Source organism: Microcoleus sp. S13_C5, assembly GCF_036700845.1.
Taxonomy (GTDB): domain Bacteria; phylum Cyanobacteriota; class Cyanobacteriia; order Cyanobacteriales; family Microcoleaceae; genus Microcoleus.
The window spans coordinates 41813-67413 of the sequence record NZ_JAUBPR010000025.1 but is presented as its reverse complement, the minus strand read 5'-3'; the positions used below and the strand labels follow the sequence as shown (position 1 = coordinate 67413).

The 25601-nt window shown below is 46.5% G+C and carries 14 protein-coding genes; 5 read left to right on the top strand and 9 right to left on the bottom strand.

Annotated features, from left to right (window positions below):
* Nucleotides 1–93 precede the first annotated feature (93 nt).
* The 6 genes from tnpC to QUA04_RS09860 all read right to left on the bottom strand — a co-directional run bounded on the left by tnpC (nucleotide 94) and on the right by QUA04_RS09860 (nucleotide 6783).
* A complete protein-coding gene (gene tnpC / locus QUA04_RS09885; RefSeq protein ID WP_333256137.1) occupies nucleotides 94–1596 on the bottom strand; it encodes an IS66 family transposase in 1503 nt (500 codons plus the stop codon).
* A 49-nt stretch (nucleotides 1597–1645) separates the two neighbouring features.
* Nucleotides 1646–1975, bottom strand: coding sequence for a DUF4435 domain-containing protein (locus QUA04_RS09880; RefSeq protein ID WP_333256135.1), 330 nt, complete (start codon nucleotides 1973–1975; stop codon nucleotides 1646–1648).
* Entirely contained in the window at nucleotides 1972–3297 is a 1326-nt protein-coding gene (locus QUA04_RS09875; protein ID WP_333256133.1) for an AAA family ATPase, read from the bottom strand. Before QUA04_RS09875 ends, QUA04_RS09880 begins: the two co-directional genes overlap by 4 nt.
* Before the next feature lie 192 nt (nucleotides 3298–3489).
* On the bottom strand, nucleotides 3490–4731 hold the full coding sequence (locus QUA04_RS09870) for an exonuclease SbcCD subunit D (RefSeq protein ID WP_333256131.1): 1242 nt from the start codon (nucleotides 4729–4731) through the stop codon (nucleotides 3490–3492).
* A gap of 109 nt (nucleotides 4732–4840) precedes the next feature.
* A complete protein-coding gene (locus QUA04_RS09865) occupies nucleotides 4841–5416 on the bottom strand; it encodes a Uma2 family endonuclease (protein WP_333256129.1) in 576 nt (191 codons plus the stop codon).
* 89 nt (nucleotides 5417–5505) lie between these two features.
* Nucleotides 5506–6783 (bottom strand): ATP-dependent DNA ligase, encoded by a 1278-nt coding sequence (locus QUA04_RS09860; protein WP_333256127.1) that lies wholly within the window; start codon nucleotides 6781–6783, stop codon nucleotides 5506–5508.
* 351 nt (nucleotides 6784–7134) lie between these two features.
* Here QUA04_RS09860 and QUA04_RS09855 point away from each other — a divergent pair, with 351 nt between their 5' ends.
* The 3 genes from QUA04_RS09855 (at nucleotide 7135) to QUA04_RS09845 (ending at nucleotide 14715) form a co-directional block, all read left to right on the top strand.
* Nucleotides 7135–7440, top strand: coding sequence for a glutaredoxin family protein (locus tag QUA04_RS09855; RefSeq protein WP_333256141.1), 306 nt, complete (start codon nucleotides 7135–7137; stop codon nucleotides 7438–7440).
* Nucleotides 7441–7637: 197 nt separating this feature from the next.
* Entirely contained in the window at nucleotides 7638–9161 is a 1524-nt protein-coding gene (locus QUA04_RS09850; RefSeq protein WP_333256125.1) for a UDP-N-acetylmuramoyl-L-alanyl-D-glutamate--2,6-diaminopimelate ligase, read from the top strand.
* Nucleotides 9162–9330: 169 nt separating this feature from the next.
* Nucleotides 9331–14715: an AAA family ATPase gene (locus tag QUA04_RS09845; RefSeq protein ID WP_333256123.1), complete on the top strand. Its 5385-nt coding sequence runs from the start codon at nucleotides 9331–9333 to the stop codon at nucleotides 14713–14715.
* Between the two features lie 152 nt (nucleotides 14716–14867).
* On the opposite strand, the gene QUA04_RS09840 is transcribed toward QUA04_RS09845, so the two are convergent.
* Complete coding sequence (locus QUA04_RS09840; protein WP_333256121.1) at nucleotides 14868–16484, bottom strand: HAMP domain-containing sensor histidine kinase; 1617 nt, start codon at nucleotides 16482–16484, stop codon at nucleotides 14868–14870.
* Nucleotides 16485–16752: 268 nt separating this feature from the next.
* On the opposite strand from QUA04_RS09840, the gene QUA04_RS09835 reads away from it, so the two are divergent.
* The gene (locus QUA04_RS09835; RefSeq protein WP_333256119.1) at nucleotides 16753–18159 is read left to right on the top strand and encodes a TldD/PmbA family protein; all 1407 of its coding nucleotides are present in this window, start codon (nucleotides 16753–16755) and stop codon (nucleotides 18157–18159) included.
* 310 nt (nucleotides 18160–18469) lie between these two features.
* Here QUA04_RS09835 and patX read toward each other — a convergent pair whose 3' ends face one another.
* Complete coding sequence (gene patX, locus QUA04_RS09830; RefSeq protein WP_333256117.1) at nucleotides 18470–18673, bottom strand: heterocyst-inhibiting protein PatX; 204 nt, start codon at nucleotides 18671–18673, stop codon at nucleotides 18470–18472.
* Nucleotides 18674–19481: 808 nt separating this feature from the next.
* Nucleotides 19482–20219 (bottom strand): dephospho-CoA kinase, encoded by a 738-nt coding sequence (gene coaE, locus QUA04_RS09825; RefSeq protein WP_333256115.1) that lies wholly within the window; start codon nucleotides 20217–20219, stop codon nucleotides 19482–19484.
* A gap of 205 nt (nucleotides 20220–20424) precedes the next feature.
* Here coaE and QUA04_RS09820 point away from each other — a divergent pair, with 205 nt between their 5' ends.
* Nucleotides 20425–25572, top strand: coding sequence for a CHAT domain-containing protein (locus QUA04_RS09820; protein WP_333256112.1), 5148 nt, complete (start codon nucleotides 20425–20427; stop codon nucleotides 25570–25572).
* Nucleotides 25573–25601 lie beyond the last annotated feature (29 nt).

The window sequence follows — 25601 nt, the reverse complement described above, 5'->3', positions numbered from 1 at the left end:
CTTCTACTAAAATAACTAATCTAGCGAAAGGGAAAAGCAGCTCTTGTACCTGGACGGCTACCTGGACGGCCAAAAACGTAGAAGTTCACGGGGTTAGCGTGGCACAAGAGAAGGAGGAATCCGACCAGAACGAGTACTCAAGACAGATTCAGTCAGGAACTCAAGAATATTCCGGTCTTGCAGCTTGAGAGAAGACACGACGGTGAGTAAACGGGCAACAAACAGACTTCCTGCTGCTGAATCTGAACCAAAGCTAGTCCGTCGCCAAATCACAGCAGGGCGAATGGCTCTTTCAGCGGCATTATTGGTCGGCTCTACACCATCTGAGGAGATAAATAACCACAGAGCCACTTCCAACTTTAGTAAATTACGGCAAGTCCGCACAGTTTTTGCCAGTGGGGTCTTTTCCCTCTCGTCGATGTCTAACTGCGAAGCTTCTAGCAAGATGCTCAAAACTTTAGTTTTAATAGGTTCAACCCTTTCTTTCAACTCAGAACGAGTGAGTTGGTCATTTCTAAATTTATGCCAGAGATTGAAAAGCTCTTTTTCCTGCTCCAGCAAGGATTTGCCTATTTGGGCAGAAGCTCCAACTCGTTCGGATATTTGAATAAAATCTCGTTTGAGGTGCGCCCAGCACAGTTGCCTGCGATGGACATCCACCCAGTTATAGGCAGGGCAACGATCACTGGTGAGCGAGCCACTAAAAGTTTCGCCCAAAACCGTTTGAGCAGCACTACTAGCTCTACTTAAAATTACCTGAAAGCTCTGGATCAATGGCGTTACTGCCACCCACAGCCAACCACTGGTCTTGGTGGCATTTTGACCATCTCCATTCCGCTGCTGAAATCCAGTCTCATCTACTCCCACAGTCGGCTGCTGCTGGATGTAATGTTGGGCTTCTGTGACCGCATCGCTAACTGCCTCACTCACTTCTGTCCGTAGACGATTGATAGTGCCGACGGACATTTCAATCCCAAACACCGCCTGCATCAGCGCACGTATTTGGCGGTAGGATTGTCGGTACTCACTACTGAATAGACCTACATAGGCTGCTGTTCTTGGACCATATCCACCCAGCCCAATTATTTCGGTCATTTCTGGGGCTTGATTTTCTTTCCCACAACAAGTACAGGTAATTGGATGAAACTGATGTTCGATGACGAGCCGCTGTACTGGTGGGACTTCCACTACTTGATGTCGGTAGGCTTGACCACTATTTTCAATCCCTAGAATGCCTCCACATCCACTACATTGCTGCGGGTAATGGTTGATTACTTCTTGACACATTTGGGTCGGGTATAGCTTCCGTTCGTGTCCCGAATGTCCTAGTTGCCCACCCCGCTTCTTGCCGGTGGGTTCCTTTCGATTGGGCTTAAATCCTTGAGGATTCTTCGATGGTGGTTGTGATGAATTTGCCGAAGTTCTGGCTAATTGCTCTTTGAGAAGCTCGTTTTCTGTTCTGAGTTCCGCTATTTCCTGTTCAACCCGATCCATCCTACGCACTAATTCGTAAATTAGTTCGAGGACGCTATCTGGCACTTGCGCCCACTCTGCTGGGCTGATTGCTGCCATTAATTCCGGCACTGTCTTCTCCATGTGCCTCACCTTATCAGATTTTTTTGGTTTTTGCTACCCCCGTGAACTTCTACGGCGACTTCAGCAGCATAGTTTCAAGATCGTGAGTATCTGTTAAAAGCAAGTTTTGACTGAGTAGAACAGTTTTTTCTAATATGTCAAAGTCAGCATCAACAACAGCTAAAACGCCAGCAAAGTTATCTTTTTCAAGGATATTTAGCACTTTCACAGCATTATCCTTGTTAGAGGCATTCTCTACACGACACTTTGTGCAGTCTACCAAGTTTTTCCATACCCGCGCATCTGTATCTCCCTCAGCGATTAAAAAAGAGCCGGGGTGTTGAGTTCGCAGCAGGCGAATTTTGTTGGCAATGCGATCGGGTGTAATGGATTCTCTCATTCAATTGGCCCTTGCAATTCCACTGTCAAATCCCAGCGGTCGTTGATAATATCTGGAGAGTGAGTAGCTAAAAGCACGTCAAAGTTTGCCAGCTTAATAATTTCTTGCAAATCTTTGAGAAACTGCACTTGCCACGCTACGTGCAGCGAAATTTCTGGTCCGTCAATGAGAACGAGAGAGTTAGGTTGAACTTTGAATAACAACTGGTAAAGCATTACCAGTTCGTGCTGTTCCCCGAAAGATAAGTCTGTGGGGGACAAAGGCTTACCATCGGCAGTTGTAAAGGTAAAACCTTTATCTTTACTGATGCTCATATTTTTATAGAGAAATCGCTGTTTAATAATTCTTTTAAAAAGTTCTATTTTAGTAGCGGCTTCCTGAAAAACCATGAGTTTTTGTTCTACATCTTCAATATATACTGATAGAATGTTGTTAGTTGTTCCATCAATGTTTTGTGCGACTTGAAAATCAGGATTTTCATCTTTGTCTAAAAGACCATTTTCTATGAGGCTAGAACGCTTTTCCTCAATTTCATTTAATTTATTGCGAAGGGTTTCTTCTGTGAGCTGGGAGGGTGCTTTGTTGTTAAAAATTCTTGCCGGAAAGCTTCTTTCAAGGGATTGAGACAATGCACCATATTCAGCGAGTTTTGCTTGAATCTCTTCTACGAGTTCCTGAGAATATATATTAACTGAGGGAATCATTGAGGGGTGTTTGGTGTCTACCGCTGCTTCAGGAACACTTGAGGCAGTTAACAAACGCTGAGTTTCTATAAAATGAACATCGAGCGAGCTTTTTAATTCTGACAACCACTTTGGTTCTTCCTTAAGTCTCCATGCAAACTTTTCAAAACTTTTAATAAAGGGTAGGGTTATATTTTCTAATGGGCCTAAGGGCGTAACTATATTTTGATCTCCAAATTGGATTAATGAATTTACTTGATCCTCTGTAACACTCCAATGCAAATTAAACTCTACTCCTGAATTTGTTAATAAATCCGGTGAGAAGTTTTGTGGCTCTGCACCAGGATGATAAAAATGAAACGTTAACTTTTCGTCTTTTTCATTTTCATTGGTTTGAGCGATAGATTTAGTTACTTCCACGTGACTGCCGTCATCAAAGTCTAATCGTAACTCGGTAAATGGAATAGTCCGAAGTTCTGAGTAGCGGGAGTTAAAAAATCCATTAACCATTCTCAACAATACTGTTTTTCCAAACCCGTTTGGCCCGTGAATAATCGTTATTCCTTCTTCTCTATTCAAAGGAATAACATGATTAAAAACTCCAAAAAGTTGTCTGACAGAAATTTTATTGATTCTCATGTTTACCTCTGATGAAACATTGCTATAATCGTTACCTCAATCTTATAGCATACGCCTCTAAACATTTAATTTCCTTACCGCAACCGACAAACTCTAACAGATTGTACCTTAATTAAGTACACCTTACCGACACAGAATTGGGCAGGACACGGGGGCGCCACCCTACAAAAAACTGTATTATACACAGTTGACCTAAAATTCTACCAAAACTTCCTCTGCGCCGCCCAACAAACCCTGGGCCGCCTCCAACATACTCTCTGCAACATCTTTCAAATCTTCGCGACTTGCTAAATAAGTTTTCAAAGCTTCTAAGGGTTCTATACTATTATTAGCATTCAATTCGGGCAACCGCGGCCTCGCTAACTGACTCACTAATTCCGGCTGGATTGTATAGCTGTGGGCTTCGCCCAGAAGTGCGTGCAATTCTCCGTTGTCGATTAAATCTAATTGTTCCGATCGCAATTGGTAAATCAATCTCACAACCGCGTCTTCGATCTGCTTCTTGCCAATAGCTTTAACTAACTCGGCTTGCGGATTTTCCGATTCGGAAACATTCACTTTAATAGTCTGAAAAACCCGCACTGGCAAAGTGCAAAATTCCCACTCTGCTTTCCCCCGTTCCAAATTAACTAACACAAAACCTTTATCTTCTTTCTCTTCGCTAAAATCAACTCGTTCGATACTTCCCGGATAAATTACGGGCGGATTGTTGGAAGCATTGAGATTTTGATGTTTGTGAACGTGCCCGAGAGCAACGTAATCAAAACAAGGGCGAGTTAGCATGGAAACGGGTATGTTAAAACCTTTACCAACTGCTAAAAAACGCTCTGCACCCAAGCTTGCTTTATCTGCCATTAAGTGCGCTAAAAGTACGGTTGGTATGTCGGGGTTGAGGCGGCGAATTTCGCCTTCCATTGCGATCGTCAGTTTTTCGGTTAATAATTGGTTAACATCGCCCATAGACAGGCTTTCAGTCTCCGAACGTGTCATTAAGGTCGATCGAGTCAACCAAGGCAATGTTACCACCTGTACCGGCCCGCTGCGGGTTTGAATCAGGTGAGTGTCCAGGCGATCGCCTACAATAAACTTAGGTATTCCCAAAGTCCGATAAATCCCCAAACTCGCGCCGCCTTGTCCCTGAGAATGTTGGTCGTGATTTCCTACTAGCAAAACTGTCGGAATTTGCGCGTCCACCAAGCGGCTGAATTGGCAAGCAAAAGCCTCTTTTACAAACGGTGGAGGCGTTGAATCGGGGAAAGCATCGCCGCCGAATATGACTAAATCTACGGGTTCAGAAATTGCTCTATCCATACATTTGCTCAGCGTCGCCGCGAAGTCTTCCAGCCGCGTATTTAAACCAGTTTCTGGATTAATCCGGCCGTGAGAAAAGCCGCTGCCCATGTGAATGTCTGAAAGGTGTAAGATTTTAATCATTGTTTTTTCTATTTGTTAGTTATCGTTTCGGTTCCTAGTGAGGACTTCAGTCCTCAGAAGAAGGAGTTGCATTCCTGACTGCGAACCAAAGAATTTTTTTTGTCATACATCACAATATGATGCCGGGTACTTTTTGATAAATTTCGCTAATTGCACAACTAAAATTCGCACTAACAAATTCTACTCTATCTCCTTGTCCGTAAGTTTGAGAAATCCAATTTCCCTCAGTATTGAGTCGAAAACACTCAATTTTAATCTCAGATTGAGTGATGAGTACGTATTCTTGCAAACTCGGAGAAGTTTGGTAATCGGCAAATTTATCGCCTCTGTCGAAAGCTGCTGTTGAGGGCGACAATACCTCAACTACTAAAGATGGATATAAAATGAAATCTTCAGTAGTTGAAGTATCCCTTTCGTCGCAAGTCACCGCTACATCAGGATAGTAATAGCAATTTGCCTCTTCCAGTCGGACTTTTATATCTGATGATAAAACTAACCATGGCGTATTCAGAAGATGATTCCCCAGCAGCCGCACTAAATTACTACCAATAATAATGTGAGGTTTTTTTGCCCCGGTCATTGCATAAACGTGTCCGCGTCTGTATTCGTGTTTGATCGGGCTTACTCGCTCGCCTTCTAGGTACTCTTCTGGAGAAATGTAGAAATTGTTTTTGCTGATAATCATTGATTTTTACTCCGCTGATTTTATCGGATACTATGTGTTGTAACTCACATATTTGGGTAAGGAAACGACAGTGCCGTTTCCCTACAAATTTAACAAAACTCCAGAAATCGTGCGTGCCATAATTTGCCACTTTCCGTCAAACCCTGCGATCGCACTTTAATTTTGACACTTTTGGGGTTAGCCTCGTAGAGTCGGGCAATTTCCTGCATTTCCTCCCCGCTAAACCCGGTGCCCACGGTTCCTACTGGGACTAATTTGCCATCAATTTCTTGCGCTACTTTGACGGCGCTAAACGGCCGCCCCGCAACTTTTGTCGCCGTCAAACCCACAATAAACAAATCGTGTTCTTGGCAGTATTTAGTTCTCACCATCGGATATTTCTTAACATCTTTTCCGCCGACATAGTGGCAGTTGTGCAACACCCAAACTTCTCCTTCTCTGTTTTCAGCTTCCTGCTGATTTGCCAGGACGAGTTTTTCGGCGGTGGTGCGAAATGTCGGTACAACTTCAAAGGCTGGGGATAAATTAGCCAGCCTTTCGCCAACTTCAACTCCCGCTGCAATTCGTTCGGATTCTGCCACGGGAGTTAAATCATTGCCTTTGAAAAACAAACTTTTAAAAATAGCATAAATTGCGTTGGGCTGAGTAGTCGGAAAACCGCTTTCAATATTAACTGTAGCAGCTTGCGCCCCGGTGCGGTGTTCGCTGCCCGTACAGCTTTTGTAATACAGTTCGCCGTCTAAAACAAAGGTGCCAATTTTAGCGGCTGTGTCGATTAATGTGCGATCGATCTCAATCGATGCCTGTTGCCGCAGGTTAGTCGATCGCGATTGGTAGTATACTTTATCTGGCGTCGCAATGACCACTACTCGATTGCCGTCGCGTTTTGGCTGTCCCCAATAATCGGGGTTTTCGATGTAATAAGAACGTTCACTCGGCGCGTCCACCGGCTGCATGGTGACAATCCTTCCCGGCTGCAAATGCGGTGGTAATTCGGGAACTACGGGGTTATTAACAGTCTCTATTTTGGCGGTGGTAGTTGATTTTGCAGCAGGAGCAAGATTAGTGCTAGATTTGTTTGGAGGATTCAGTGCGAGCGGCTTTTCTCCGGTTTCCAATTCAAACGCTCTTTTCCAAAAGCCGATCGCCATTTCCGGGTATCCTTCCGACTCCGCGCACAGTGCAAAACCAATAACTTTTGCCGTACCAATTCCGCGCCCATAATCAGCCAAATACTGCACTGCCCCCGCTTCTCCCATCAAGTGCAATCCTCGCGTCACGATGCGATTGTTCCAGCGTTCTCGAATGTCGGCGCTAATTTTCTTAGCTACTTTTCGCTTTGCTTCGGCGTATTCGGTGCAGTCCATACTGCCTCCTTTCTGTAGGGCTATTTATATACTATACTTACTATTGATTTATTAGTCAAGTTTAATTTGACAATTAGGTGGTGCGAATAAATTTAACTCTTTCATTTGTGAACTAGATTTATTTTTTAACCGCAGAGGCGCAAAGGGCACAGAGGAAGAGAAGAAAGAGAGGGACGGCGTTGTAGTGTTTTGATAGTCAAGCGCGGTAATCTGTTCGCCGCCAATGCTAAGATAACTTCGATCGCGCATTGCGTCCAATAAAGCCGTGAGTTGTGTCTTACTCGCGTTGAGTTCGCCAACTGGCGATCGCAGGTTTGAGAATTTAATATCGAATTTAATCTTACTGTTATGATGCGATTGATTTTGTACAGCAAACCCGGATGCCACTTGTGCGAAGGGTTGCAAGAAAAACTCGAACAGATTGAAAGCCTGAAGTTTCAACTCGAAGTCAGAGATATTACCGAACGCGATGATTGGTTTCAAGCTTATCAGTACGAAGTTCCAGTTTTGTTTAAAGTGCAGCCCCAGCCCAAAAATTCTGTTGGCGAGGTTGGATTCTCCCCTGAAGAACTGTTACCCCGTCCTTCTCCCCGCTGTAGTGTCGCCCAATTGGAGCAAATGTTACAGAAATATTTGCAAATCGATCCGTCACAATAATACGATTTACCCAAAAACTCAGGTTTTAATCCTGACCTCGGGGTGCTCGGTGTGCAGCTTACTCTAGGCCGAGAGATTTTACACCGCGCATAAAAAACCTAGGGTTTGCACCGCGCCCAGCAAAAACCTGCAGATAGTGGCTCAAACAATTTGTTCCGCCAGTCATATTCAAGACATTCAAGCGAGGAGTTTTTCAGATGAAATTGAGAGAATTATTAGCAGCAGTTCCCAGCATTTCCTTTGACGCTAAACATCCCGCCCTCGATGCCGAAGTCAAGGGTTTATCCACTAATTCCCACGCTTGTCAGGCGGGCGATTTGTTTTTGGGAATGCCGGGAACTCGGGTAGATGGGGGAGATTTTTGGCAAAGTGCGATCGAATCTGGTGCACTTGCCGCCATAATTTCCACCCAAGCAGCCGAGAAAACACCCCCCCAACCCCCCCTTAGCAAGGGGCTAGAAGAGGTTCCCTGCGTCATCGCAGCAGCCGATATGGCTCAAGTTTGCGGTCAAATAGCAACTGCTTTTTACGGCAATCCAGCTAGCAAATTAAAACTTGTCGGCGTTACCGGGACTAACGGCAAAACTACAACAACTCATTTAATCGAATTTTTGCTCAATGAAATGCAGTTGCCGACGGCGATTTTCGGCACGCTTTATACTCGCTGGCCGGGCTTCCAACAAACTGCTGTTTACACCACACCTTTTGCAGTTGACCTGCAAAAGCAATTATCAGAAGCTGTAGCAGACGGATGTAAACATGGGGTGATGGAAGTCAGTTCCCACGCTTTAGCACAGCAGCGAGTTTTAGGCTGTAGTTTTGAAGTTGCTGTCTTTACAAACTTGACTCAAGATCATCTAGATTATCACCGTGATATGGAAGATTATTTTGAGGCTAAATCGCTTTTGTTTGGTTCGGATTACCTCGCAAATCGCGCTGTAGTTAATATTGATGACCCTTACGGACAGCGGATCGTTGAGACTTTAAAATCCGACAGAGTTTGGAGTTACAGCACTGTTCTAAAAACGGCAGATTTGTATGCTTTTGATTTGCAATATCAGCCCAATGGAGTTAAGGGAATGCTGCACACTCCGAAGGGGGAAACTGCTTTTTCTTTGCCTTTAGTCGGTCAGTTCAATTTATCAAATATGTTGGCTGCTGTCGGTGCTGTTTTAGAATTGGGTTTAGATTTGTCCGCAATTGTGGAGAAACTATCTCAGTTTTCCGGAGTTCCGGGACGGATGGAACGGGTGCAAATTAGTCCCGACCAAGATATTAGCGTAATTGTCGATTACGCGCACACTCCCGACAGTTTGGAGAACTTGCTGAAAGCATCGCGGCCGTTTATTCCGGGTCAGATGATTTGCGTGTTTGGCTGCGGTGGCGATCGCGATCGCACTAAGCGGCCGATTATGGGTAAAATCGTTGCAGAATTAGCCGATTTAGCTGTTGTTACTTCCGACAATCCGCGCACGGAAAATCCCGATCGCATTTTGGAGGATATTTTAGCAGGAATTCCCGCCGCAGTAAAGCCGATGGTTTTGTGCGATCGAGCCGCTGCAATTCGCACTGCTATTATGGAGGCTAAACCGGGAGATGGCGTGCTGATTGCAGGAAAGGGACACGAAGATTATCAGATTTTGGGCACCGAAAAAGTCCATTTTGACGATCGAGAACAAGCGCGAGATGCCTTGAAAGCCAGAATGAATTCGGTTAACTGAATTCGCTTAACTGTTAACGGTTAACCGAATTCGGTTAACTGTTAACGATTAGCTGTTGGGGGGGCTGCGAAATTTGTTATATTTTTAAGTATTAATATGAAGGAAGAATCTGAGTTGCACTAGATTATAATAGTAATATCAAATTTTATATAAAAAAATAATTATTGCTATGATAGAACTAACTGGGTATCAACTTCTCGATAGAATTTACTCAGGCACTCGCACCCTAGTTTATCGAGGCTCTCGCCTCTGCGACAAAAAATCGGTCATCATCAAAGTATTGCGGAACGAGTATCCCAGCTTTAGCGAACTCTTGCATTTTCGCAATCAATACACGATCACCAAAAATCTGAATTTGCCCGGAATCATTCAAACCTACAGCTTGGAAGCCTACCGGAACGGCTATGCGCTGATTATGGAAGACTTCGGGGGCATTTCTCTGAACCAATGGACAGGGAAAGGAAAAACGGTGCAATCTCTGGTTGAGTTTTTCCCAATAGCGATCGACCTAAGCAATACATTAGATATACTTTACCGCCACCGCATCATTCACAAAGATATTAAACCAGCCAATATTTTAATTAATCCTGCGACTAAACAAGTCAAACTCATTGACTTTAGTATTGCATCTTTGCTACCGCGAGAAACTCAAATGCTGATGAGTCCCAACGTGCTAGAAGGGACACTAAGCTATTTGTCTCCTGAACAAACAGGAAGGATGAATCGCGGCATTGACTACCGGACAGATTTTTATTCTTTGGGTGTCACTTTTTATGAATTGCTGACCGGAGAGTTGCCGTTTCAATCTAACGATGCGATGGAATTGGTACACTCTCATATTGCCAAACAACCGCCGCTGCTTGGCGAAAAGAGAAGGGAAGAAATTCCGCAAGTTCTCTGCGACATCGTGATGAAATTGATGGCGAAGAATGCCGAAGACCGTTATCAGAGTGCTTTGGGGCTGAAATTTGATTTAGAATTGTGTTTGCGTCAATTAAAAGAAAGTGGTAAAATAGAAAGTTTTGCGATCGCGCAACGGGATGTTTGCGAGCGCTTCATCATACCAGAGAAACTCTACGGCAGAGAAAGCGAAGTTGCCCAATTATTGGCAGCGTTCGATCGCATCTCTGGTTGCGAGACTTTTCCTGGGAACGAGGGAAGGCGCGAGTTAATGCTGGTGGCGGGTTTTTCTGGCATTGGCAAAACTGCCATTGTTAACGAAGTTCAAAAACCAATTGTCCGCCAGCGCGGCTACTTCATCAAAGGCAAATTTGACCAATTTAATCGCAATATTCCCTTCTCAGCTTTTGTGCAAGCATTTCGAGAATTAATGGGTCAATTGCTGAGTGAAAGCGAGGTTCAGTTAGCAGCTTGGAAAACCAAAATTTTAGCTGCGCTTGGTGACAGCGCGCAAGTAATTATTGAAGTAATTCCTGAACTAGAGCAAATTATCTCTCAACAGCCGCCCGCAACAGAACTGTCTGGGACGGCGGCACAGAACCGCTTTAATTTACTATTTCAAAAATTTCTCCAAGTATTCACCACAAAAGAACATCCCTTAGTAATGTTCCTCGATGATTTGCAATGGGCAGATTCTGCCTCTTTGAAATTGATGCAGTTGTTGATGAGCGAGTCAGACGGTCGATATCTATTATTAATTGGAGCTTATCGCGACAATGAAGTTTCTGCCGCTCATCCTTTGATGTTGGCGCTAGAGGAGATTGGGAAAGCACAAGCTGCAATCAAAACGATTACATTAGCCGCTCTGACTGAAACGAGTTTAAATCAACTCGTTGCCGATACTCTTAGCTGTTCGCCCGAAATCGCACAACCATTAACTCAACTAATTTACCAAAAAACCAAAGGCAATCCATTTTTTAGCGTGCAATTCCTGAAAATGCTGCACGATGAGGAGCTCATTCAGTTTGACTTTGATGAGGGCAATTGGCAATGCGACATTGCAAAAGTAAAAGCATTAGCAGTGACGGATGATATCGTTGACTTTATGGCGTTGCAGTTGCAAAAATTGCCGCCAGCGACTCAGAATGTCTTGAAGTTGGCGGCTTGTATTGGCAATCAATTTGATTTGGGTACTTTGGCTGTTGTTTCTGAGCAATTAGCAACAGAAACGGCGGCGGATTTGTGGAAGGCATTGCAAGAAGAGTTAATCCTGCCTGAAAGTGAAGTCTACAAGTTTTATGTGGGCATGGAAAAACAGGATCAGGCACAAAATTCCGAGGTGGTGAATTACAAGTTTTTGCATGATCGCGTCCAGCAAGCCGCCTATTCCCTGATTCCTGAAGACCAAAAACAATCCGTCCATCTGCACATTGGGCAATTGCTATTCGCTCGAACCTCACCAGAGCAACTAGACGAGAGAATTTTTGCGATTGTCAGTCAATTTAATCTGGGCAGCGATCGCATTGCAATTCAGGAGCAGCGAGACCATCTAGCCAACCTCAATCTGAAGGCTGGGCGTAAAGCACGGCTCTCGGCTGCTTACCCAGCATCGGCTCAATACTGTGAGATAGGGCTGCAACTTTTAGCCACTGACAATTCTGACGAATGGATCAGACAGCCCATTCTTACTTCAGAATTGTACATTGAAGCTGCGAATTCAACCTGTCTGATTGGCGCATTTGAGCGGGTAGATGCTTGCGTCGAGGCAGTTCTCCAACATACGTCAAACCCTCTAGAACAAGTTAAAGCCTTAGAAATAAAGATTCAATCCTTGATTGCCCGCAATCAATTATCAGAGGCGATTCAGGTGGCACGGGCAATCCTTCAAGAGTTGGATGTGGAGTTGCCAGAACATCCCACCCAAGACATGGTAGCCCCTGCTCTTGATGCTATTCGCGATCGACTGATGAGTGTGGATGTAATGACTTCACCAAGGATGAGCGATCCACAGAAACTGGCTGCAATGAATATTCTCAGCAGTATGGCTTCAGCAGCCTATATGGGTTCGCCAGCCCTCTATCCGTTGATTGTCCTCAAACAAATTGAATTATCACTTCAGTTTGGAAATGCGATCCAAACACCCTATGCTTATTCAACCTATGGACTAATTGTTTGTGCATTTGGTGGGGAAATTGTAGCCGGGAATCGTGCTGCGGATCTCGCTATCGCCTTGATGGAAATGTTGAAAGCATCGAGTTTTAAAGCGAAGATTATCAATTTAGTTTATCCATTTGTTCGCATTTGGCAGGAGCCAATTCATACTGTACTGATGCCTTTGCTCGAAGGCTATCAAGCGGGTTTGGAAACGGGAGATTTGGAGTTCGCCGCTTACTGTGTGCATAACCGATGTGAACTTGCTTATGCGGCCGGAAATGAACTTCTACAACTGGGGCAAGAGAAAGAAATCTATGCCGAGGCGATCGCCCAACTCAAACAAACAACTGCTCTGAACTTTCACCAAATTCATCAACAAGCAGTTTTAAATTGGACAGGTGAAGCCGAAAATCCCCAGAAACTCGTTGGAGCAGCTTACGATGAAACGACGCGATTACCTCAGCATCAGTCAGCGGGAGATACTTACTCGATCGGGAGCGTCTATGCTCATAAATTGGTTCTAGCTTACCATTTTGGGCAACCCCAAGAAGCTCTGGAGATGGCTCAAATTGCCGAGAAAACAATTGGTGCCATTATCGGGACTGTGTTCTATGGAGTCTTTTATTTCTATCATGCACTCACGTTACTCGCAAACACAAAAACGTTGCCAATCACTGAAGCGGTTACGAAGGATCTTGAGCAACTTACTAACTGGGCAACCCATGCGCCCATGAACTTTGCCCACAAATGCGATTTAATTCAAGCCGAACAGCAGCGAGTTTTAGGACACAAAGCAGACGCCATCGACCTCTACGATCGCGCGATCTTCCTCGCTAAAGAAAACCAATTTCTCAACGAAGAAGCCTTAGCCAACGAACTCGCGGCTAAATTCTACCTCAACTGGGGCAAAGAAAAAGTTGCCGCAGGCTATATGCAGGAAGCGTACTATTGTTACGCCCGCTGGGGAGCAAAAGCCAAAACCGATGACCTAGAAAAACGTTATCCCGATCTGCTGCGCCCCATCTTACAACAGGCAGCCCAACCCCTCTCTATTTTAGAAACCCTATCCACGCTCAGCAATCCTACTTACTCCATTCATTCGAGCACCCACCACAGTACCTCAAGCACCTCCATCAACCATGCTCTAGATTTTTCAACCCTGCTGCAAATCTCCCAAGTCATCTCCAGCACGATCGACCTCGATGAGTTGCTGCAAATTGTCACCCAAACCATGTTACAAAACTCTGGAGCCGATCGCTGTGCACTGATGCTCTGCCAAGATCGACAATGGCAAGTGCGGGCGATCGCTACGTGGGAACACATTAGCCTGCAAACGGAACCCCTAGAGAACAATCCCACCGTTCCCGTTAAATTAATCCACTATGTAAAAAATACCCTAGCAGCAGTTGTCATCGATCGCCTCAAAACTGATCTGCCTGTGATTGACGATTATTTACAGCACCACCAACCGGCGAGTTTGCTGGGTTTGCCAATTCTAAATCAGGGGAATTTGGTCGGCATTTTGTATCTAGAAAATCGGATCACCAGTGGAGTGTTTAGTCGCGATCGCCTCCTCGTGCTGAATTTTCTCTCTAGTCAAGCGGCGATCGCTCTGGAGAATGCCCGCCTCTATCACCAAGTGCAGCAGACTTTGAATGAACTTCAGCAAGCTCAGATGCAAATGATCCAAAGTGAAAAGATGTCAGCATTAGGTAATCTAGTGGCAGGGGTTGCCCATGAAATCAACAACCCCGTTGGTTTTATTGCCGGGAACCTTAATGAAGCTAATGCTGGAGTCCAAGATTTAATTGATTATTTGCAGCTATATCAAGAAAAGTTTCCTCAACCAGGAGCAGAATTGATTGAGAAAGCAGAGGAAATAGATTTAGATTATCTAGTAGAAGATTTACCCAAGATGTTGAGTTCCATGAAAATAGGGTGCGAGCGCATCAAAAACATCAGCACCTCCCTCCGCACTTTCTCTCGCGCCGATACCGCCAATAAAGTTGAGGCCAATCTCCATGAAGGACTCGATAGCACTTTGATGATATTACGCCATCGCCTGAAAGCTAGCGAAAAGCATCCTGAAATTCAAATTATTAAAGAGTACGGCAAGATTCCCAAAGTCAAATGTTATTTGGGACAATTAAACCAGGTATTTATGAATTTGCTGGCGAATGCGATCGATGCCTTAGAAGACTCCAATCAAGGACGGAATTTTGCCGAGATTCAAGGCCATCCCAATCAAATCACTATTCGGACAAAAGTAGAAAGTGAAACTGTAAAAATTTCCATCGCCGATAACGGCAATGGAATGTCGGAAGAGGTGAAAAATCGGATTTTTGACCATCTATTTACCACTAAAGACGTTGGAAAAGGAACTGGGTTGGGACTGGCGATCGCGCGTCAAATTGTAGAAGAAAAACACGGCGGAAAACTGAGTTGTTTTTCTACACCGGGAGAAGGAACGGAGTTTGTTATTGAGATTTTAATTGATTGAAGGTTAGTAGTCAGTTGTCAGTTGTTGGTTGTTAGTTGTTGATCGATATTATTAATCTCTCTCTTCTCTTCCTCTGCGTTCTCTGCGTCCTCTGCTGTTACATCATTCCGATGCCACCGGAATTTATATGACAACCAACAACTGACAACTGACTATTGCAGCGGCAAAAATACCGTCATCACCTCACCCTTTTGGGGCCGCTGGCGAATTACCAACTTCCCGCCAGCAGCCCGAAATAAATTCTTAGTCACACTCAAATTTAAACTCAAACTTCCCGTCTCCGGCTGCACCATCAACAAAGGCCCGATCGATCGCAAAGGACCATTCGCCTTAGCTGCAAAAGTCGATGCGCCATTACCTTCAGGTATGTGTTCCGATTCCAACTGCAACTTTAACTGATCGCCCGCCAACGTCACCTCCACCTGAATGCGACTCCCCGAGGGCAAAGTTCGAGTAAAATTCTCAATCAAATTAGTTAAAACCTGATCCAACATCGTCGGATCGCTGACTACCGCAGGCAATTTTTTCGGCACAATAACTTCCAAAGTGTGGTTGCGAACACTCGCCTGTTTTTGCCAGCGGGGAATGCTATTTTGCAGCACTTCACCGAGGGACATTGCTGTTAGCTGCACACCAGAATTTTTAGCTTGCGACATTTCCAATTCCACGGCGCGGAAAATTAAACTGAAGCGATCGATCTGAGCGGTACACTCAGCATCAATCATTTCCAAACGCTTGACCACTACGGCATCGAGTTTGGGTCGCTTCAGCAACAATCGAGTCAGCGTGCGAATAGTAGCCAAAGGAGTGCGGACTTCGTGGGCGATCGCCTGTAGCAATTCCACCTCTTTAGTAGCGAGAGGAATTGGAGATTTGCAGTTGATATCTGTAGCCGATAACTTGTGATGTCTGTGGTTCAAACCATCATCAATTCTTTCATCCTTTATCCGGCCTGCTTCATCTTTCCCAACCGGCAAATTATGCAACAGCAAGCGGCTGAACTGCATCACTGTTTGATAATTGGGAGCAACAGGTAAAAACTGCTCAAACAGTGCGTCTAATTTACTAGAATTATTAGTTAATGGGCTAACTGGCAAAGTGAATCCGCCGTCAGAATTGGCAAGCAAACTGTCGCTTTCAGTCACCCGACGCCGCAAAACCTCCCAAGCTTTAGCCACTACTTGCGGATCGAAAGAAAATAGAAAAGCCGGAATTCCTGCAGGATTTTCACCCAAAACCATCACTAGGCTAAAACTAGCAGTTAAAACCAAACAAAACTGCTCGTTGGCTAAGGGATCGCCACTTGCCAAAGCCAAAGCCGGGGCCGCCGCCGGCACAGATATTTGCACCTCAGCCGCCGGCATTAAAGCTAAAGTTTGTCTAGCACGAAAAGACCACAAAGCTGCATCGTTGTCGGGAATACTGGTAAAAATCCAATTGGCAAAGCCGTTGGCCCTCTCAGGGTCAGTCAAAACGGAAGACGGGCCCGACAAAACCAATCCCTGACAGGAACTGGGGATTGTCGATCGACCATTTGCTCGATCGGCATCTGTTTTTTGTCCGGGTTTTTGCCGATCGAGCATTTGATTCAAAGCTGCGATCGCCCCGTACCATTCCTGTTCAGCTTTCAGCCGAGAAGCCCCACGGCTTGCAGGACACCGATGGCGGTTGTTTTCTCCCGCCAACTTAGCATCAAAGAGACTCAGGTCATTTTCTTGGCCTTCGGAGGCTAAAATTTCGCTTATTGTCGGTAAAAAGTAAGTATTCACAGTTATAAACCCACCTTCGGAGGCCTGAAGGGTGAAGTATTTATGTATAGGAAAGTTCAGGAGTTAGGAGTCAAGCACCAGCACGATTGAAAAATCCCGCATAATTTCTTGCACCTTCCTCCTAACTCACAGGATATCCACATTTATCAACTAACGATATTGGCAGAACCGTACCAATAAGTCGCAATCTCCGCGCTTGGGGCGATATTTTGCACGATCGCCCTGACAAAAGTGCAAAATGAAGTAAGTTAAACACCGCGCTTTCCTTATGCCCACCTCGATCGCCGACTCGAAAAATCTGCTGTCAGACTTAATGGCCCGCTACCGCCACCAAGTCGATTATCTGGCAATTCGACTGGAAGAAGCCGAAGGCACCGACATCCTGCTGCGGGGCGAAAAAATTGAAACCCTCAGCGAAGGAGTCTCAATTGGCGGCCAAGTCAGAGCTTGTCACAAAGGCGGCTGGGGCTTTGCCAGTTTTAACCGACTTTCCACCCTCGCCGAAAGAATCGAAGAAGCCATCGCCGCGGCCCAACTGATCGGCGAAGAAGAAACGATTCTCGCGCCAGTTACCCCAGTACAAGACATTTGCTTGCTGCCGCTGACAGGAACAGACCCCCGTCTGGTTCCCCTAATTGACAAAAAGCAATTGTGCGATCGCTACGCGGCCATTCTCCGCAGCATTGACCCCCGCATCGCCACCATCTCCGTGCGTTACGGCGACAGCACCCAGCGCATCATCCTCGCCACCTCCGAAGGCACCATGCTCGAACAAGGTTGGGCAGACATGGAAATGCGCTTTGCCGCCACAGCCCGCAGCGGGGAAACCGTACAAACCGGCCGCGAAACCACTGGTTCCCGCAAAGCTTACGAAGACTTAACCGATCTCGATGTTCAAGTTCGCAGCGCCGCGCAGAGAGCCGTAGATTCCCTAGCCTTACCCCCCGTCCAAGGCAACACCTACACCGTCGTCATCGACCCAATTTTGACCGGATTATTCGTCCACGAAGCCTTCGGACACCTTTCCGAAGCCGACATGGCCTACGAAAATCCAGACATCTTGGAAATTATGACCCTCGGGCGCCAGTTCGGCCCCAAAAACTTGCAAATTTTCGACGGTGCATCGCCCGAAGGACACCGGGGGAGCTATTTCTACGACGACGAAGGCACTCCCGCGACGACGACTCAGTTAATTAAAGACGGCGCTTTAGTCGGGCGGCTGCACTCGCGGGAAACGGCGGGCAAATTGGGAGAAACGCCTACTGGCAATGCTCGCTGTTTGAATTATCATTATCCGCCGATCGTCCGCATGACGAATACTTGGATCGAACGGGGTGACACGCCAGTTGCTGACTTATTTTCTGGTATCAAAGAAGGAGTTTATGCGCGCAATTGGCAAGGCGGCATGACAAACGGCGAAATGTTTACTTTCAGTGCCGGCGAAGCTTGGATGATCCGCGACGGAAAACTCGATAATCCGGTGCGGGATGTTACTCTTTCGGGTAATGTTTTCAGCACTTTAGCTGATATTGAGGCGATCGGCGACGATTTCTACTGGGATGAATCTGGCGGCTGTGGCAAGGCAGGGCAAAGCGGTTTGCCCGTCGGCTGTGGCGGCCCGAGTTTGCGGATTCGCGATGTCGTTGTTGGTGGCGAAGCTGCGGAAGAAGATTAAAGCTGCAAAAGTTAAAAAAAAAAGGTAAAGCGCCAGATTCATACTCCCGCTTTACCTTTCTTTATTTTTTGAGTGCAACATTTCGCGCCCGTTTGTGGTGTCTGATATTTTGAGGATATTGGGCAAAAAAACCGGAATAGCCAAAAATTATGTCTGGAGTCGTCAAATACGGCTAAAAAATCGGTTTTTTGGTACGCAGTACGTAAGTCCCCAATTAAGGGCTCGAAATCTTCAATTTTTCTCTTCTTCTCCCAATTTTATATTCTCCCATCATCCCCTTAATTCCCTGCAATTATCGCTTTTTTCGGCTTTATCTCCCGGCGCCTCGTGGTGGCGGCTCATCTTTACCGGTATCTGCGTCAAAGGTCGGAGTGCCAGGTAGAGTGGTTAAAATTTCTGGAGTAGGGTTGTCTTGATCAAAAAAGGTCGATCGAGTTTCTAAGCTTTGAGCGTTAACTGCGGTGCCGCTCAGTAAAAGGCTTGACATCAGGATGGAAGAGTAAACGCGCATCATAAATTTTGGTGTTTGTATTTTCCCCCTCTTGATACGCAGTCTCTACTCTGCTATCAGGATAAAAAAAATAATTGTGACGAAATCATCCATTAGTAAGTGACGGGCCCTACAATTTTTTTTATTGGTGGTTAAAAGCTGGTGAAATCCATACTCTAGCTCGCTTGTTCGCTGGTAATTTCTAGTTCTCTGCTACTGGCGGGCAACCAGCCGAATTCAAGACCATGTTCAAAAAAATAATGCTACTCTTCTATGGCTATATTCCCAACCCTGGTAGTTATAAATCATTCCCCAATCTAAAATCTAAAATCTAAAAGAGTATCACCCCTGGAATTCTCTTGAAACAGTCTTCCAACAAGGAAACACAAACCGCTAATTGTAAAGTTTTACTACTTTTATGATTAACTTCATAATTTATTGATGTGAAGCGGCAACCCGGGGATTAAAGACACAACATGAGAGTACCGAGGCGCGCCCTCAGCACCTTACATATAAATATCTTGGTGAATGAGATTTCTTAAAGCGGGCAATGCCTAATTTTTTACATTAACTTCATAAATGATTGCTATTGTATTTTTAAATAAATTGTGAAGCTCTTATTTTTTCTGATCTTTTCTGACTTTTCTGATTTTGCTTTGTGACAAGAGGGCTTACGCGCCACTCCGAAGGAGGAGTCGAAAGCGGTTGGGGAAAAAAGCCCGTTCACAAAATCGTGGAGTCAATCTTCAATCTCAACTCTCAAATCGAACTGGCCCGCAGAAAGTATAAAAACCTGGTTTTAAAACCGCTATCGCGGAGTCAATCTCAAATATCAAATCTCAAAGCGACTGACTTGCACATCTACCTGCAGGAATAGCGCGTCGAGGGTTGACGAATTGTCCAAAATAACATCAGCTTGTTGACATTTGTGAGCTAGTGGCAACTGGGCGTTAATGCGGGCATTAGCTCGATCGTAACTCAAGCCGTCTCGTTGCATTAGTCGTTCTAACTGCACTTCGGGTGAACAGTACACCACCCAAATTTCGGTACACAAGTCAGTCATATTAGCTTCAAACAGCAGCGGCACTACCAAAACCAAAGTCAACGTGTCAGTCGGGGCGCAGAAACCGGGTTTTTTTTCAACAATACTTCGTTCTAGCTTTTGATGAGGGTGAAAAAACCCGGTTTCTTGAGTCTTTGTACCTAAATTCTGTGTGTCCTGGGATACCAAACTCGATGCAGCAATGCAGCTTTGAGTTTCCTCAACTAATCGGTGGCGCACGTAAGGGTGAATCTGTTGTTCCAACCACTGCCGCTCGTCTGCGTTACAAAAAATAATACTTCCCAACTCGGACCGATTTAAATTGCCGTCCGGGAGCAAAATACCCGCGCCGTATCGTTTTACAATAGAGTCAAGTATTGGCGAACCGGGGTTCACAGCTTCGCGCGCGTAAATATCGGCATCTAAAATCGGAAATCCACAGGCATCTGCCAGATAATTAGATATAGCGGTTTTACCGGTGGCGATACCCCCAGTTAAACCAATCAGACGGACAATTCGATCGCTCATAATTTTATCTGTTGAAAATTCCTGTGTTTCGACACTTACTGTCAGTCTTTGCTATGTTGGTGACACAATCAAATTTCGACTTAAAATTTAAGATTTGCGATCGAGAGTTCGCGTTAGGAAGTGTCAGCATTGGGGTGCGATCGACTCTTTTTTACCTAAAATCTCAATTTTAAACTCGAATTAAGGTCTAGACCGAGGCAAACTTATGAATGCTCAACGTGCTGTGCGGTCGATTCTGGCAGCAATTCCCCTTGCTGGATTTTTGATAGTAGATTTTTTGCCCAACCTGGTTTTCCTCCAAGAAAACAGCAAAGGATGGGTACTCGTGGCAATTTATCCCCAATCTCAAATTGCTGCGGCACAATCTATTATTCCAGCCCCAGACGGCACCGGAACCGCTGTCACCGCCCCAGGTACAGGGTCGCCCCCTCGCTACGACATTCAAGGCGGCACTACCTCCAAAGACGGAGCAAATTTGTTCCACAGTTTTACTCGGTTCGGTCTGAATTCTGGCGAAACTGCCAATTTCATCTCCAACCCAAGCGTTAAAAATATCCTCGGCCGTGTTGTCGGGGGCGACGCTTCCTTAATTAACGGTCTAATTCAAGTTAGTGGCGGCAATTCTAATTTGTTGCTGATGAATCCCGCAGGCATCATCTTCGGAGCAAATGCGCGACTCGATGTGTCCGGGTCTTTTTTTGCTACCACCGCTAGCGGTATCGGTTTTGACAACGGCTGGTTCAACGGTACAGGGGCGAACGACTACGCCACTATAGTCGGAGCGCCGAATGCTTTTGTTTTTGATTCACAGCCGGCGAGTATTGTCAATGCTGGTAACTTGGCTGTCGGAACCGGGCAAAATTTGACTTTGCTGGGTGGTACGGTGATCAGTACGGGCAAACTTTCAGCCCCGGGCGGTCAAATTACTGTGGCGGCTGTCCCGGGCCAAAATTTGGTGCGGTTCAGTCAAAACGGACTTTTGCTGAGTTTAGAAGTTTCTCCAGCAGCCGGAGTGTCGGGTTCGGAAGCTCTTCCCTTCTCTCCCCAGAGTTTACCTGCACTGCTTTCGGGCCCCGGCGTGGCTAACGCTACGGGTATAACTACGAACGCTCAAGGTGAAGTCGTGCTCACAGGCGGCCAAACAGTGCCTGGAGGTGCTGGAACTGCGCTGGTAGCGGGTTCTGCGGACGTGTCTACCAGGGGGGGCGCGGGAGGAAGCGTCAATGTGTTGGGCGACAAGGTAGGGCTATTGGGAGCGAAGATTGAGGCTTCGGGGCCCGACGGTGGCGGAACGGTGCGGATCGGGGGAGATTACCGAGGCGAGGGAACTGTGCCGAATGCCAGGATGACTTACGTGGATGGCAAAAGTTCGATCGCCGCCAACGCAACTGAATCAGGCAACGGCGGCAGAGTTTTGGTGTGGGCTGACAACACAACAGCATTTTTGGGCAGCATCAGCGCCACTGGCGTTTCTACAACGGGAACCGCAGGTGTTGGCGGGTTTGTGGAAGTGTCGGGGAAGCAAAGATTGATTTTTAACGGTACTGTTGATACCTCTGGGACAAACGGTTTGGGGACTTTGCTGTTAGATCCAGACAATATCTTAATTACAGATTCCCTAAAAACTGCGGACGATGCGGCAATTATTGCCAACAATAATATTTTGGCAACAGGAACGCCACCTGGATCGGAAAAGAATTCTGAGCCTTCGCTGACAATTTCGGCTAGAGCTTTGGAAAGTATGTCGGCTACGTCAAATGTGGTTCTCGAAGCGCTCAATGATATTACAATTGCTGATTTGGCGGACAATCAGTTGAGCTTTCAAGCAACTACTGGTTCGGTAACATTGAGAGCAGATGCCGATCGCAATGGTGCGGGTGCTTTCTCGATGAATTCTGGAGATACAATTAGCACGGCTGGCGGTGCGATCGCCATTTCGGGAAGTCAAATTACTGCGGGCAATTTGTCGAGTAACGGCGGAAATATTAGTTTGATTAGTCCGAGTTCGACTGTTGCCAACAATATTTCTTCATCCAATCCTAACACTGGCAGCAGCGGAAATATTTTGCTCGAAGGCCTGAACGTAACGGCCCAAAAAATTGATGCCAGCGGCCGGGAAGCGACGGGAAATGTAACTGTGACGGCTCGGAATGTTCTCGGAGTTACCTCGATCGCAGGGGGTTCGGGAAACATTACTTTGACTGGTAATGAAATAAATTTTAAAGGCGAGAAAAATTCAGTCAGCGGTACTGGATTTTTGGTACTGCAACCTTGGAGTCCAGGTCAAAATATTGCGATCGGCGGTTCTGGAGATGTCGGCACTAATATTTATTTGAATCTGACGGCAAGCGACCTCGGAAGTTTGGAAAATGGGTTTGCTGGAATTACGATCGGCCGCAGCAACGGTATCGGTTCAATTCTGATTGCCAACGATTTCACATTTTATGATCCGCTAATTATTCAATCGCCAGCGGGTTTGGGAACAATCACTACCACAAGTTCCCTGAGAGGGGCAGACAATGCCTCAATTACTCTCAAAGCTGACGGCAATATCCGTACCGGAAATATCACTACCAACAATCAGGAAATTCGCATCGTCAGCACCGCAGGCAATGTCACAACCGGTCAGCTACTTACTGGAACTGGCCGCACTATCAACACTTCTGTCAATTCTTCCCAAGATATAGGCAATTCGGCGGGAGATGTTAGTGTTACCGCACAGGGCACGGTGAGTACAGGGGCGATCGACACGAGGGGCGATGGCGCGGGGAATGTGACGCTGACGGGGCGCAATGGAGTCACTGCGGGGGCGATCGAAGCTGGCGGCTCGAAAACACCGGGAAATATTACTTTAACCGGCAACGCTATTGACTTGACGGGTGACAAAAATTCGATCGCCAGCAACGGCAATCTGGTGCTGCAACCGGCTGATCCGAGTCAAAATATTATAATTCAAGGTTCTGGCGATACAGAAGCTCTGAAATTGACTGCTGCTGAATTGAACACTTTTCGGAATGGGTTTGCTTCGATCACGATCGGTCGCGCTGACGGTAGCGGTGTGATCTCGATTGGTTCTCCAGTGCCAAATTCAACGCCAAATTCAACGCCAGTGGCGGTGACATTTCAAGATCCGACGACTATTCGCTCGCCATCGGGCAGCGGCGCGATCGTGGGAACGGGTGCGATCGTCGGCACTGATAACGCCACGATCTCTCTGATGGGCGGTACTGTAGCCGTCGGAGACGTTACCTCGACTGCGGGGATTAACATCACTAGCAGTCAAGGCAAGTTGACTGCTGGTACGGTTTCATCTCGCTCAACTTCCGGGGTGGCGGGCCCTATCAATATTCGCAGCGCCGGTGCGGTAGAAACCGGCAACATCGATGCTTTTGGTGCCAGAAGCGGGGGAGATATTTCGATTGCGGCACCGGGCCGGATCGTTACAGGGGTGATCAACTCGAGTTCGCAATCGGGAAGTGCGGGTTCGAGCCAAATTGTCGGGCAGAAAGATGTTGAAGTTGTTTCGATCAAAGCTCGTGGCAATACGGGTGGCGATGTGGCAATCGAGGCGGGGGGAGCGTTTCGGGCTGCGGGAACAGGAACGGCTGCTGAGCGTGCCCAGGTCAGCATTTCTACAGACGGGCTGGCTCAATCGGGTTCACAGACGCTGCTGCAAAGCACTTGCTCGTCGGGAACCTGCACGGTGGCAACTGTTGGGACGGGAAACTTGAAGTCGAACACTGCCACCTCCTCAACTGCGATCGGGCCGCTGGCGATCGTGCCGAGTCCGGCACCAACTACCAGCGTGGAACTGAAAACTACAGCCAATTCTCAACAAATTGTGACTCAGGTGAGTCTCGGCCCCGCAGCGTCGGTGCCAAAGAGCAGTAACGCAAATGTCTCGCCAGAACCTGCTGCTGTCCCTGTTGAGGCTCAGTCGAACGCGACTGCGGCCAGCCCGGTACTGCTGTCGTCGTCGGTGTTACAAGACAATTTGGCCACGCCTGCGACGACAGAAAACGCCAGCGTGACCACAACTCCCCAGAAGCCGACGAGTGCGGTAACAGCAGAAAGTATCGGGAATGTGAGAGTTCCTGAGATTTCTCGATCGAGTTCGATCGCGCAAATAAATCCGATCGACGCAGTGCAGCAAAGGGATAGAACTCAGGGCCGGGAATTTGAACGTTACTTTGGGAGTAATCTCACTGAAAAGTCAGTCACGCAGCAAAGTATTCGAGATACTCTTAGCAGCGTCAATCAGTTGACTGGGGTTAAACCCGCGATCCTTTACGTATGGGCAAAAGACAAACATTTAGAACTTGTGTTGTTATTGCCAGACGGCAAAAATGTTTTTAAAAGCGTGCCTGTAAGCCGCGAGACAGTGCTGCAAGTTGCTAAAGAATTCACTAATGCTATCAGAAGTCCCAGGAGATTGAATGCTGCTGATTATAAGGAATCTGCCGAGGAACTTTACCAGTGGTTAATTGCACCGCTGCAACCGGAATTGGATGCTAATAAGATTGATACTTTAGTGTTTTCGATGGATGTCGGTTTGCGAACTTTGCCTTTGGCTGCTCTTTACGACGGCAAGCAGTTTTTGGTAGAAAAGTACAGTTTGGGGCTGATTCCGAGTTTGAGTTTAACTGATACTCGCTATGCCGATGTTAAGGGTTCTGAAGTGTTAGCGATGGGTGCGTCGAATTTTCCTGCCAAATACGATCAAAATCCTTTGCCTGCGGTGCCGTTGGAAATATCGACAATTGTGGGCAAGATTTGGCCGGGTTCGTCTTTTCTCAATGAAGCTTTTACTTTGGCAAATTTGAAGCACAAGCGCAATCAACCGCAATACAAAATTATTCATTTAGCTACTCACGGCGATTTTCAGCCTGGGGGGGCGGAAAATTCTTACATTCAGTTTTGGGATACTAAGTTGCGGTTGAATCAGTTGGATCAGTTGAAGCTATCTAACCCGCAGGTAGAGTTGTTGGTTTTGAGTGCGTGTACTACGGCGGTGGGAGACGAACAAGCTGAGTTGGGGTTTGCGGGGTTGGCGGTGCACGCGGGGGTAAAATCGGCTTTGGCGAGTTTGTGGTATGTCAGCGATGTCGGTACTTTGGGGCTGATGACTGAGTTTTACCAGCAGTTGCGTACAGCGCCGATTAAGGCTGAGGCTTTGCGGCAAGCGCAGTTGGCGATGTTGCGGGGAGAAGTGCGGTTACAAGACGGTTATTTGGTGCGATCGGGCAACAATCAAGCTCTGCCTTTACCGTCGGAGTTGACCACCCGGGGCGATCGAAATTTGTCGCATCCTTATTATTGGGCCGCTTTTACCATGATCGGTTCGCCGTGGTAATTCTGAAGGAAGAACGTGCGATCGCCCAA